The sequence below is a fragment of the Hyphomonas sp. genome (assembly GCF_041398385.1).
GTDB lineage: Bacteria > Pseudomonadota > Alphaproteobacteria > Caulobacterales > Hyphomonadaceae > Hyphomonas.
On sequence record NZ_JAWKUW010000002.1, the window covers coordinates 314,997 to 327,263 of the forward strand.

General features: G+C 64.7%; 14 protein-coding genes. 12 read left to right on the forward strand and 2 right to left on the reverse strand.

The features are described from left to right. Positions 1–44 precede the first annotated feature (44 nt). From R3C13_RS06350 to R3C13_RS06360, 3 genes are all read left to right on the forward strand, one after another. The gene (locus tag R3C13_RS06350; RefSeq protein ID WP_371309979.1) at positions 45–947 is read left to right on the forward strand and encodes a hypothetical protein; all 903 of its coding nucleotides are present in this window, start codon (positions 45–47) and stop codon (positions 945–947) included. A 21-nt stretch (positions 948–968) separates the two neighbouring features. Next, positions 969–1,733 carry a hypothetical protein gene (locus R3C13_RS06355; protein ID WP_371309980.1) on the forward strand — a complete coding sequence of 255 codons (765 nt, stop codon included), beginning with the start codon at positions 969–971 and terminating at the stop codon, positions 1,731–1,733. Positions 1,734–1,794: 61 nt separating this feature from the next. Beyond that, entirely contained in the window at positions 1,795–2,238 is a 444-nt protein-coding gene (locus R3C13_RS06360) for a protease inhibitor I42 family protein (RefSeq protein WP_371309981.1), read from the forward strand. Positions 2,239–2,241: 3 nt separating this feature from the next. Here the strand turns inward: R3C13_RS06360 and R3C13_RS06365 are convergent, their stop codons facing one another. Further along, positions 2,242–3,873: an AbgT family transporter gene (locus tag R3C13_RS06365; RefSeq protein WP_371309982.1), complete on the reverse strand. Its 1,632-nt coding sequence runs from the start codon at positions 3,871–3,873 to the stop codon at positions 2,242–2,244. Between the two features lie 153 nt (positions 3,874–4,026). Here R3C13_RS06365 and R3C13_RS06370 point away from each other — a divergent pair, with 153 nt between their 5' ends. The 6 genes from R3C13_RS06370 (at position 4,027) to ruvB (ending at position 9,467) form a co-directional block, all read left to right on the forward strand. After that, complete coding sequence (locus tag R3C13_RS06370; protein ID WP_371309983.1) at positions 4,027–5,130, forward strand: Rieske 2Fe-2S domain-containing protein; 1,104 nt, start codon at positions 4,027–4,029, stop codon at positions 5,128–5,130. A gap of 29 nt (positions 5,131–5,159) precedes the next feature. Next, positions 5,160–6,434: an SDR family oxidoreductase gene (locus R3C13_RS06375; RefSeq protein WP_371309984.1), complete on the forward strand. Its 1,275-nt coding sequence runs from the start codon at positions 5,160–5,162 to the stop codon at positions 6,432–6,434. Further along, positions 6,434–6,904, forward strand: coding sequence for a DUF2269 family protein (locus tag R3C13_RS06380; protein WP_371309985.1), 471 nt, complete (start codon positions 6,434–6,436; stop codon positions 6,902–6,904). Before R3C13_RS06375 ends, R3C13_RS06380 begins: the two co-directional genes overlap by 1 nt. Positions 6,905–7,321: 417 nt before the next feature. Then, positions 7,322–7,825 (forward strand): crossover junction endodeoxyribonuclease RuvC, encoded by a 504-nt coding sequence (gene ruvC / locus R3C13_RS06385; protein WP_371309986.1) that lies wholly within the window; start codon positions 7,322–7,324, stop codon positions 7,823–7,825. Beyond that, positions 7,822–8,442, forward strand: a complete 621-nt coding sequence (gene ruvA / locus R3C13_RS06390) for a Holliday junction branch migration protein RuvA (protein WP_371309987.1) — start codon at positions 7,822–7,824, stop codon at positions 8,440–8,442. Before ruvC ends, ruvA begins: the two co-directional genes overlap by 4 nt. Next, positions 8,439–9,467 (forward strand): Holliday junction branch migration DNA helicase RuvB, encoded by a 1,029-nt coding sequence (ruvB, locus tag R3C13_RS06395; protein WP_371309988.1) that lies wholly within the window; start codon positions 8,439–8,441, stop codon positions 9,465–9,467. The genes ruvA and ruvB overlap by 4 nt, the downstream gene beginning before the upstream one ends. 10 nt (positions 9,468–9,477) lie before the next feature. On the opposite strand, the gene R3C13_RS06400 is transcribed toward ruvB, so the two are convergent. Then, positions 9,478–10,065, reverse strand: a complete 588-nt coding sequence (locus tag R3C13_RS06400; protein ID WP_371309989.1) for a hypothetical protein — start codon at positions 10,063–10,065, stop codon at positions 9,478–9,480. Positions 10,066–10,195: 130 nt separating this feature from the next. On the opposite strand from R3C13_RS06400, the gene R3C13_RS06405 reads away from it, so the two are divergent. From R3C13_RS06405 to R3C13_RS06415, 3 genes are all read left to right on the forward strand, one after another. Next, entirely contained in the window at positions 10,196–10,639 is a 444-nt protein-coding gene (locus tag R3C13_RS06405; RefSeq protein WP_371309990.1) for a nucleoside deaminase, read from the forward strand. Between the two features lie 104 nt (positions 10,640–10,743). Then, complete coding sequence (locus tag R3C13_RS06410) at positions 10,744–11,427, forward strand: hypothetical protein (protein ID WP_371309991.1); 684 nt, start codon at positions 10,744–10,746, stop codon at positions 11,425–11,427. 8 nt (positions 11,428–11,435) lie between these two features. Beyond that, a complete protein-coding gene (locus tag R3C13_RS06415; RefSeq protein WP_371309992.1) occupies positions 11,436–11,651 on the forward strand; it encodes a hypothetical protein in 216 nt (71 codons plus the stop codon). The last annotated feature ends 616 nt before the right edge of the window (positions 11,652–12,267 follow it).

Genomic DNA, 12,267 nt, shown 5'->3' on the forward strand with positions numbered 1-12,267 from the left:
TTAATGAGGCGTTAAGGGGCGATAGACTGGAGAAATTGCGCCCTATGACCACGGAGACCCTTGGCCAGAAGAAGGACACGTTCTCGGTTGTGTCCTCCGCCCCGGCTGATTCCGAGACCCTTCCCGCAGCGAAAGATCCCGGCGAACTGACCGCCCGGCGGCTGCCTGACGGCTATGACGAACCGGCCGAGGAAGTTGGCCTCGAACTGGACCATTCCCGGCGGATTGCCGCTATCAACAAGCGCCATGAGGCGAAGCTGACGCATGCGATGTCGCGGGCCTACCGGGCGAATGCCCTGTGGGACGAGATCCAGGGTGAGGTGAACCGCCAGCCGCGCTATTCCAGCCCCTGGTTCTATATGCCCTTCATGGTGGCGCTGGCGATTGCCGAAGTGCCGATCAACCGCCTCAGCTTCGAACTGTTCTTCCGGGAAAGCCCGGCGATTTCGCTGGTCGTGTCCCTGCTGGTGGGCGGTGTGCTGGTGGCCCTGTCGCACCGCGTGGGCATGCTGTTCTGCCGGTTCGGCTATTTCGCCAAGCGCCATGGCTGGAAGGTTGAACTCAGCCAGGTTCTGGTCGTGACGGCGCTGATCGGGGCGCTTTGCTATGGTCTTTCTGTGTTGCGTCAGGGCTTCCTTGCGGCGGCAGTGCAGCCGGACATCGGCTTTGCCGATGCCATGAGCGGCGGCGGCAGCCTGGAAATGTTGACGCTGCATGCGGCGCTGACGCTGGAAGGCTGGATCTTCCTGTTCATCAACCTCGCGGTTGTGCTGGTCGGCGTGTCGGCGGCGTTCTTCTGTCATGACGGGCATCCGGACTTCCAGAAGGCGGATGTCGAGCGCAAGAAGGCGGAGAAGGCGGTTGCCGCCATCCGCACCCAGATCGCCGAAGCGGAAGCTGCCGAGCAGCGCCGCCACGCGAACCAGCTGCGTCGCATCGCGGGCTGATCCGGCTTGAGGGGCTCTGCCATGAAATACCTTTTCCTTGCTGCAGGGCTCGCCCTGCTGTCGGCCTGTTCGCCGCATGAAGGCGCGGGCGGGCCTTATGACTATTGCGCCGCGGGCAAGACCAACTCGCTGTTCCTGATCGACCGCACGACGCCGGCCGACTCGATGGACAAGTCAGTCATGATGGACAGTCTCGCGACCGTGGTCGACGGGCTCGGCCATGGTGACCGGATCGTGGTGGCGACGATTGGCGAGCATTATACGGGGACCGAGCGGCTGGTGAATGCCTGCAAGCCGGGCTGTCCGGATAATCAGGGTGCCGTCGACTACATGCTCGGCCAGTGCAGCGCCATGCAGGCCAAGGCGGACGAACGCGTCTTCATGGCCCAGCTGGTGAAGGCGCTGGAGCCGGTGACGACGGATGCGGAAGAGGCAAAGACTTCCGACATCGTGCGCACGGTGGCCCAGTGGACGCAGAACCCGCCGGGCGGTCGCGCCTTTTCGACGGTCTACATCTTCTCGGACATGCTGGAGAACAGCCAGGTGTTGCCGTGGCGCGAGTTCAAGGCGAGCGAGCCGGAAGCCTCGATGGAGACGGTGGAGAAGTACCGCCTGACACCGGACCTGCCGGGCGCCGACGTGCATATTGTCGGTTTCGGCCGGTCGCATGATCCGGGGCGCCCGCCGCTGGACCCGGATGTGGACTTCCGGGTGCGGACGTTCTGGAAGGAGTATTTTGCTGCCGGCGGGGCGACGGTCTCGTTTGAGGGCACGATCCAGAACTGATGTGGCTGGCCCTTTGCCATGCGCGGGAGTAGTTTCCGCGGGAAACAGATGGAGGGGTGGGATGCGCAATCTGGTCTTGGGTCTTGCGGGACTGGCCTTGCTCGGTGGATGCAAGGTCGACGCGCCGGCGGCTGATACCCGAACGGAAGAGGTGACCATGCACTATGCCGGGGCGGACATGGCGGGGAAGACCGTCGACATGAAGGTCGGCGAGATACTCCGTGTCGAACTCGAATCCATCCCGACGGCAGGCTATCTCTGGATTGTGACATCACAACCGGAATTCCTGGAGCTGGCCGGTGAGAACACACGTCCCACCGATCCCGAGGTGCAGAACCAGCCCGGCTTCACCGGCGGCAATCACTATCTTTCGTTCGACTTCACGGCCACCGCGCCCGGCACCGGCACGCTGGACCTGGTCGAGGGCCGGCCGTGGGAACTGGAGGCCGGCGAGGCCCCGGAGGGCACATGGTCCATCCGGGTCTCGGTTGCGGCTGAGGAGTAGGGCTCAGCCGGTTGCCTCGGGAAGGGCGAAGTGGACCGGTGCGCCGGGGCCGAGATCGATGCCGAGATAGATCCACAGCACCATCAGCACCGTGCCGGAAACCAGCAGCCAGAGCGAATAGGGCAGCATCATTGCCGTGAGGCTGCCGAGGCCGAAATCCTTTTGCCAGCGCTGGGCAAAGATGAGGATGAGCGGGAAGTAGACCATCAGGGGGGTGATGATATTGGTCGCCCCGTCACCGACGCGATAGGCGGCGGTCGCGCCCTCCGGGCTGACGCCGAGCAGCATGAACATCGGGACGAGGACAGGTGCCATCAGTGCCCATTTGGCGCTGGCCGACCCGACAAACAGGTTCAGGAGCGCCGAGAACAGCACGATCAGGCCGAGGACCAGCGGGAGCGGCAGGCCGCTGCCCCTGATCGCATCGGCGCCATGCACGGCGGTGATGAGGCCGAGGTTCGACCAGTTGAACATGGCGACGAAATGCGCAGCCGCGAAGGCGAGCACGAGATAATAGCCCATGTCCTTCATCGCTTCGGCCATCATGCCAACGAGTTCGCGATGGTTCCTGATCGTGCCGGCCGCTGCGCCATAGGCCCAGCCGGCGGCCAGAAAGAGAATGAGAAAGGCGGCGACCAGCGAACGGAAGAACGGGGCGAGCCGATCATACCATTCCTTGCCCGCAATCTGTTCCGGGCTCTGGCCGAGGGCGGCGAAGTCGGCATTGGTGAGATAGAGCGGCGTGCCGGGCCCGATGGTCATGAAGGTCCAGAGGGCGATCACGGCGAGGCAGGCGAGACCCGCATTGCGCATGCCCTTCCTTTGCCCCGGCGTCAGGGGCTTGTCTTCGTCGCCATAGGATTTCGCCTGTTCGGCGTCCGGTTTCCATTTGCCGAGGCGCGGTTCGATGATCTTGTCCGTCACCCACCAGATGATCGGCAGATAGAGGAAGAGGAGCGCTGAGATGAAGTACCAGTTGCCGGCGAAGTTCACGGTCCAGCCGCCGCCGATCTGAGCGCCGCGCGCGGCCGTCTCGGTGATGCCGAAGAGGAGTGCGTCGAGCTGGCCGGGGGCGATATTGGCCGAGAAGCCGCCCGAGACGCCGGCAAACGCCGCAGCGATGCCCGCCAGCGGGTGCCGCCCGGCGGAAGCGAAGAGGATCGCGGCGAGCGGGATCATCACGACATAGCCGGCATCGGCGGCATGGTTCGACAGCATGGCGACGAGCGCGACGGCCGGGGTGAGCAGGAATTTCGGTGCATTGCGGACGGCCGCACGGATGGAGCTGGCGAACAGGCCGGACCGTTCCGCCACACCGGCGCCAAGCATCACGACCAGGACATAGCCCAGCGGATGGAAGTGGGTGAAGGTTGCGGGCATCTCGACCCAGAGGCGCTGGATGTTTTCAGGCGCGAGCAGGCTGACAGCACGCTCGACGACCGGCGTACCATCGGCATTCAGCCGGGTGGGGTGCAGGGCCGACACACCCAGCATGGCGCAGACGACGGAGATCAGGACGAGAGCCACAATGAGGTAGAAGAAGATGAAGACCGGATCCGGCAGGCGATTGCCTGTCCGTTCGACCCAGGCAAGAAAGCCCTTCTGTTGCGGCACGACTGCTGGTGTTCCCGACATGAATCCTGCCCTGATTGCCCGTAAAAAGGGGCAGATTAGCCCCGCAATCCCGCTTGGCAATCAAAACCGGTCCCCGCCTGGGTGCTTGTCATGGAGGCCTGCTACGTGGTCCCGCTTATTGTTACAACGGGCTGGTGCCGGTAAAGGAGGCAGATGGCTGACACGCAGATCCCTCCGCAGGAAAAGACCGGTATCACCGAAGAAGGCTGGCTGACGGATTGCTGGTATCTCGCAGCGCCGTCGGCGGAGCTGAAGGCGGGCAAGCACCAGCACATCATGGTGCTGGGCGAGCCGGTCGTGGTGGGCCGCACGCCGGCAGGCGAAGCCTTTGCCTTGCGGGATATCTGCCCGCATCGGCTGGTGCCGCTGTCGGCTGGCCGCCAGGTCGAGACGGACGGCGAGTGGACGCTGCAGTGCCCCTATCATGGCTGGCGCTTCGGGGCAGGGGACGGCGTGTGCAAGCTGATGCCGAGCCTTACGCCGGATTCGCCCTATGACGCGTCGAAGGTGAAGGTGCGGCGCTATCCGACGCATGAGGCGAACGGGGCAGTGTATCTCTATGTGTCGCACAATCCGCGCTTCGACGGGACACCGGCTGTGCCGCCGCCGGATTTCGGACCGCTTCCCGCAAAGCCCAAATTCATCATCCATGACGTGTTCAACGCGCATATGGATGACGCCGTCGTCGGGCTGATGGACCCGGCGCATGTGCCCTTCGTGCACAATCAGTGGTGGTGGCGCCCGCCATCGGCTGGCCTGAAGCTGAAAGAAAAGCCGTTCGTTCCGACGGATCGCGGCTGGGCCATCGACCGGCACTCGCCTTCGACGAATTCCAAGCTTTATCGCTGGGTCTTCGGCGGCGATGTTCAGACCGAGATTCGCTTCCAGCTGCCGGGCTATCGCTGGGAAATCGTGTCGAACGACACCGCGCGCCTGCTGACGCTGACCTGTCTTACCCCCGAAGCGCCGAAGAAGACGCGCATCACCCAGTTCACCTGGTGGACCGGCGCGCCGCTGCTGAACCTCGCCATTCCGATTGCAAAGCCCGCGGGCCGCAAGTTCCTCGACCAGGACGGCACGATGGTGAATTTGCAGAATGTCGGCATGGCGCACCAGAAGGCGATGCTCTGGATCGACGATATCGACGTGCAGGCCAAATGGTACCAGCGCCTGAAACGGGAATGGACCGAGGCCCGCACCGAAGAGCGCGACTTCGTCAACCCGATCGAACCGCGCACGCTGCGCTGGATGAGCTGAGGCCTCAAGGGCCGGGCGCAGGGGGTGGCGTGAGGGTTCTGGTTCTCGGTGGATACGGCCTGATTGGCCTTGCGATCACGAAGGCGCTTCTGGCCGCCGGGCATGAGGTGACCGGGCTTGGCCGGTCTGCCGGTAAGGGCCGCGCGGCTGCACCCGAGGCCGACTGGGTTTCGCGCGATCTTTCTCAGATGACGGATGAATCCGCATGGGCGGATGTGGTGGCGGGCGTGGATGTGGTCGTCAACGCGGCCGGTGTGCTGCAGGACGGAATGAATGACCGCGTCATGGCCGTGCAGCGGGATGCGGTCCGGGCCATGGTGGCGGCCTGCAAGGGCGCAGGCGTGCGCCAGATCATCCAGATTTCCGCGCCCGGCGTTTCGGAAAGTGCGGATACGGTGTTTTACCGGTCCAAGGCCGAGGGCGATGCGGCGGTGAAGGCCAGTGGGACCGGCTGGGTCATCTTCCGGCCGGGGCTCGTCCTCTCGCCACAGGCCTATGGCGGCACCGCGCTCCTGCGCCAGCTGGCCGCCGTGCCGCTGGTCCAGCCGGTCATGCTGGCGGACGCGAGGATCCGTACCGTGCATGTTGATGATGTCGCCGCAGCCATCGTGCGGGCGGTGGATGAGAAGATCACGGGCGTCGATGCCGATCTTGTGTCGCCGGACGCAACCCGCCTTGAAGACCTGATCCTTGCAATCCGGAAATGGCTGGGTTTCCCTCCACCGGTTGTCATAATCCGTGCACCTCTTTTCCTGGGCGGAATGGTGGCGCGGCTGGGCGACCTGGCCGGATGGCTCGGCTGGCGCCCGGCCTTGCGGACAACCTCGCTCCGCGTGCTGGCGAAAGGCGTTGACGGCGATCCCGCCGCCTCGCCGGTGCGGTCGTTGACGGAAGCACTGCAGGCCCTGCCATCGACCGTACAGGAACGAACCTATGCGCGGGCGGCGCTGCTCTATCCGGTCCTGCTGCAGGTCCTGTCAGTCTTCTGGGTCTTATCAGGCGTGATCGGCTGGCTGCGGCAGGATGTGGCGATGGCGGTGCTTGACGGGTCGATGCCGGCGGCAGCGGCGAGGGTGTCTGTCCTTGGTGGGGCCATGGTGGATGTTGCGATTGGCGTGGCACTGCTCGTCAGGCCGCTGACCCGGCCGGCGGCGCTGTTTTCGATTCTTGTGAGTGCGGCCTACCTGGCCGGTGGCGCGCTACTGGTGCCTTATCTCTGGGCGGACCCGCTGGGGCCGATGGTCAAGGTCTTCCCGGCGATGGCGCTGGCGCTCATTGTCTGGGGGCTGACGGAGTCGCGCTGATGGACTGGATGCACTTCCTGCGGTGGACGCACATTATCGGGGCGACCGTCCTGCTCGGCACCGGGGCGGGGATCGCCTTTTTCATGGTGATGGCGCACCGGACACGGGACGCACGCCTCATCGCGCACACGGCCTCCATCGTCGTCATCGCGGACTGGATCTTCACCGCTTCCGCGGTGATCGCCCAGCCGGTGACGGGCACGTTGCTGGCGCTCGAAATGGGTTGGCGCCTGACGGAGGGCTGGATCCTCGCGGCGCTGGCGCTGTATGTCTTTACGGGTGCGTTCTGGCTGCCCGTCGTGTGGATCCAGCACAAGCTGAGAGACCTCGCCCGGCAGGCCGAGGCGAACGGCGTGCCATTGCCGGAGCGGTATTTCAGGCTCTATCGCATCTGGTTCATCTGCGGCTTTCCCGCTTTTTTCGCCGTACTCGCGATCCTGTGGCTTATGGTGGCGCGGCCGGCATTCTGAGGCTGCGGAAGCCGCGACGGCCTGCATCTGCCATTGCCGGCCCTGAAGGCCCCGGCCGTCGCTGCCCCGTTCACCCAGCCATATCGGGCGGATCGGGCCTCCCAAGGCCCATTGAAAAGCCAGGCGGCGCAGAGCGAAGTCGATCCTCATTTCCCCTGGAGACATTCATGCGGATCGTGCTGGCGGCCGCTGGAAGGTCTCCGGCAATCGGATCACCATCGAGAATGATGTGAACACGAAGGTCTCGTTCTGCTTCGCCGTCGCCCCGACCCATGACCTCGTCGTGCGCTTTCATCAGAAGGCGTGCATGCCCGGCAATGCGGACATCTGCGGCTTGCGGTGAGGGCGGCTGGACCGCGCGAACAAATCGGGAATATAGTAGGAGTTCCTTAACGACGACCCTTCAAACGTGGCGGGATGACAAGCACGATTCGGATTCTCGGGATCGACCCCGGCCTTCGCCATACTGGCTGGGGCGTGATCGAGCTGACCGGGATGCGCCTGACACATATTGCCCATGGCGTGATCTCGATTGATCCGAAGCTGGAGATGTCCGAACGGCTGGGCGGCATCTTTGAGGCGGTGGGTGAACTTGCGCGCTATCACGAGCCTATGGCGGCGGGCGTCGAGGAGACGCTGGTGAATGCCAATCCGCGCGCAGCGTTGAAGCTCGGACAAGCGCGCGGCGCGGCGATGGCGGCGCTCGCCATGGCCGGCCTGCCGGTGGCCGAATTCGCCCCGCGCAAGATCAAGCTCGCCGTGGTCGGCACCGGCACGGCCGACAAGGAACAGGTGATGTTCATGGTGAAGCGCCTGCTGCCGAAGGTGACCGACTTGAAGTCCGACTCCGCCGACGCGCTGGCCTGCGCGATCTGTGCGGCGCATCATCTGCCGACTGAGATGAAGCGGGGCGCGGCATGATCATCGGACGGCTGACAGGCGAGGTGGCAGCCCTCGGGCTCGACCATGTGCTGATCGATGTGAACGGCGTCGGCTATGTCTGCATGAGCGGGACACGGCTTTTGTCGCGGGTGCATGCCGGCGAGAAGGTGACGGTTCATGTCGAGACGCGGGTGACGGAAAACTCGATCACGCTGTTCGGCTTCGGCACGGATGAAGAGCGCTCCTGGTTCGTGCGCCTGCAGGATGTGCATGGCGTGGCCGGCAAGGCGGCGATGGCCATTCTCGATGCGCTGACGCCGGCGGAACTGATGGACGCCATTGCGCTGGGCGATGCGAATGTGCTGACCCGCGCCAAGGGCGTCGGCAAGAAACTGGCGGAGCGGATCGTCGGCGAGCTTGCCGGGAAGGCGCCGCCGATGGGCCGGTTCGGACGCTTCGACGCCGCGAGCGCCGCCGGAATGGCGAGCGCGCCGGTGGCCGCAACGACCGGCCCACGCGGCGAAGCGATCTCGGCGCTGGTCAATCTCGGCTATTCCCAATCCGATGCGGCCCGCGCCGTGGCGGCCGCAGCGAAGACGGCGGGCGATGAAGTCGGCGGGCTGGTGAAGGCGGCGCTGAAGGAGCTTGCGAAGTGAGCCGCGAGGGCAGCCTCTCCGATCCCAATGCGCAGGGTGGCGATGCGCTCGACCGGGCGCTCCGCCCCCAGACGTTCGACGACTATGTCGGCCAGCGCAAGGCGAAGGCGAACCTCAAGGTCTATGTCGAGGCGGCGCGGAAGCGGGCCGAGGCGCTGGACCATGTGCTGTTGTTCGGCCCGCCGGGCCTCGGCAAGACGACACTGGCGCAGATCCTTGCGCGCGAAATGGGAGTCGGGTTCCGCGCGACCTCCGGCCCGGTGATCGCCAAGGCCGGCGACCTCGCCGCGATCCTCACCAATCTTGAGCCGAACGATGTTCTGTTCATTGACGAGATCCACCGCCTGCCACCGGTCGTGGAGGAAATCCTCTATCCCGCGATGGAAGACTACGCCCTCGACATTGTGATCGGGGAGGGGCCGTCGGCCCGGTCTGTTCGGCTGGACCTGTCGCCGTTCACGCTGGTGGGGGCGACGACGCGGGCGGGATTGCTGGCGACGCCGCTGCGGGACCGGTTCGGGATTCCGGTGCGGCTCGACTTCTATGAGCCGGAGGAGCTGGGCCGGATCGTGATGGCGGCGGCGCGCAAGTTGAACGCTCCGATCACGGAAGAGGGCGCGGTAGAAATCGCCGGCCGGGCGCGTGGCACGCCGCGGATTGCGCTGCGTCTCCTGCGCCGGGTGAGGGACTTTGCCGAGGCCGAGGGAGCGGCGATCGACCGGGCGGCGGCGGCAAGCGCTTTGAAGCGGCTGGAGATCGATGCTGACGGGCTCGATGCGCTGGATCGGCGCTATCTGCACGCGCTGGTCAACACCTATGCCGGCGGGCCGGTGGGGGTCGAGACGCTGGCGGCCGCGCTGTCAGAGGCGCGCGATGCGGTGGAAGACGTAATCGAGCCCTACCTCATGCAGAAGGGCTATGTCGCCCGCACGCCGCGCGGCCGTGTTGCGGCGCCGCTTGCCTATGAGCGGCTCGGCCTGCCGTCACCGGGAGGCCAGCAGTCAGGCCTTTTCGGCGAGAAATAGGGTAGGCGGATTACTCCGCATCCAGATTGACGATGAAATATTCGCCGAAGTCCAGCGTCTGCTTGCGGTCCGCGAAGTTGAAGGCGAGCGTCATGTCTTGGGCCGCCAGCGTCAGCGGCGAGACGCCCTTCACCTCATAAAGCTGCCAGTCCTTGCTGATGTCCAGTTGCGATTCGACGACGGCCGTGTAAGGCGCCGTTGCTTCCTGAAGGCGCACGGTGAGGTGGCCGGCGCCGGACTTGTCGGTCTTCTCGGCGCGCGCCCAGAAGGTGACGCTGACCCCTTCGCCCGCTGAGATGCCGCCGGTCAGCGTGCCGACTGTGGACACGTCCCAGGCATTCGGATGGGCCTGCTTGATGCTGACCCGATAGGCTGCACCGCCCGGCACGGTCTTGTCGCGCACCATTTTGGCGCTGAAGCCTTCGCCATAGGTGGTGAGCGGGGATTCGAGCGGATTGTTCATCAGGGGGCCGGGCAGGGCCGCCTGGAGCGCGGCGAGATAGTCCTGCTCTTCCTGGGTGAGCTCCTTCGCCGAAGCGGCCGGCACAATGGCCAGAAGCAGGGCCGACAGGCCTGCAGCGACACGGGCGCGCGTCATGGTTTTCCTCCCTCGTCACGGTCTTCCGGTTATGATTGGCGCGGCGCGACAAGGTTGTCAAAGGGGATGTGCGATTGCCCCGGTCCCCCCGGAACAGCTAGGTTTACAGCGGGAAATCAGGGAGACCCGGATGAGCGCCAGCGACGAAGACTTCCTGCGTGAAGCCTATGCCGAGGCACAGAAGGGGCTGGCGGCAGGCGGGCTGCCCATCGGCGCCGTGCTGGTGCGCGGCGGCGAGATTATCGGGCGCGGGCACAATCAGCGTGTGCAGAAGGGCGATCCGATCCTGCATGGAGAGATGGACTGCATGCGCAATGCCGGTCGCCAGCGCAGCTATCGCGACACGGTGATGTATACGACCCTGTCGCCCTGCATGATGTGTACGGGAACCATCATCCAGTTCGGCGTGCCGCGCGTCGTGGTCGGCGAGAGCCGCAACTTCAAGGGCTTCCAGGACGTGCTGACCCTGGCCGGCGTCGAGGTGCGGGACATGGACGATCCTGACTGCATTCGGATGATGGGCGGTTTCATCGCAGCAAACCGGATCCTCTGGAGCGAGGATATCGGCGAATAGACGCCCAAACCACGCCACAGGACGCGCGAAACTTAATTTGAACACTATTGTAATGGCACGGTTGCTGGAGTGGCGGATTCTGGCCACGCCTTGAAAGAAATCCCATGCTTCGTTATCCATCTGGTGGCCCGCGCCCCGCCCGCGGAGGCGCTCGTTTGCGCCTTTGCGCGATCCTGCTGACCCTGGCCCCGGCCGCGTTCGCCCAGAGCGTTACGCCTGAGAACGCAACCATGAGCCAATATGGTTCCCGCTGGACCTGTGATGCAGGTTATCAGGAGAAGGACGGAACATGCCAACCGATCCGGGTACCTGAAAACGCCTTCCTGAATGGGCGCGATTTCGGCCGGGGGTGGGACTGTCATTATGGATATGAAGTCGTGAACGCGGCCTGCCGCAAGATATTCGTCCCGGACAACGCCTATCTTGAAGCGTCGGGGACGAATTGGTCCTGTTCGCGCGGATACGCGTCTTCCGGTGGTGACTGCCGCAAGATAATCGTGCCGGAAAATGCCTACCTGACCGGTCGATCCTATGACGATGGATGGGCGTGCGACCGTGGATATCGCCGGGACGGGAGCGTGTGCATGAAGATCGACCTGCCCGAAAACGCCTATTTGTCCGACGAATCTTCCGGACCCGGATGGAAGTGTGAGCGCGGCTATGTCGCGTCGAGCATGAAGTGTCATGAACTGGCGGTGCCGGACAACGCGCATATCAACTACATGCAGACGGATTGGGAATGTAATCGGCCGTATACGCGGGTCGGCGGCGAGTGCGTTCAGAAGTAGCGTCTTGAGTGTCCCGTTTTCCCGGGAAGGGCCCGCGACCGTGGGGTAATCTCCTGCCGCTGGTGCTGATCGTTGCGGCGCCGGCGGGCTATGCCTGGTGGGCGCATGAGCGGCCGACGGGCTATGAAAGCGGGCTCCAGCCGGCGCAGGGGGTGCCGTTCCTGTTGGTCTGTATGCTGCCTTTTGCCGTGCGGATGCTTTGGGCGCGGTTCCGGAGGGTGTGAGGCGCTTTAGGGCGGGTTGAGCCCCAGTGGCGACCCGGGCGGCCTGTTCGGGGAAAAGTGAGTTTGCCAGCAGGTGCGGCCGGCGCGGCGGAGCCGTCCGGTTCAGTTTTGCTTTTTGGGGTTCAGTTTCTGCAGACCCCTGCGCAGCTGCCGAAGATCAGAAATCGGTCCATGGATCGATTTCCTGAGGTAGGGGTCCATCTCCCACAACTACCGCATGTGCATGAGGCGCCATCAGGAGATGGATACCTGCTTTCGCAGGTATCTGCGGAGAGTTGGGTGCCTTGGGGCGGGGCCCGTGCGTGCGGCAAGGCTCCGGTAAAAACTACGGTGAGGCTCCGGGAAGGCTCCGGAGGGGCGCGGGGGAGTTGGCCCCTTCTCCCCTGGGAGAAGGGGTTGGGGATGAGGGGCGACGGAGATTCGGCGCGAGCAGCGCTTGCCGCAATGCCTTGACCCCTCACCCCAACCCCTCTCCCGAGGGAGAGGGGCTGAATTGCCAGCCGCTCCCAGCGCGCCACGATGGGCGCGTCATACGCATAAAGATCCTCCGCAGGCGGCGGATCGCAGAGCATGGTGATGCGGATGTTGCCGAAACAGTCGACGGCGAGCAGCGCGT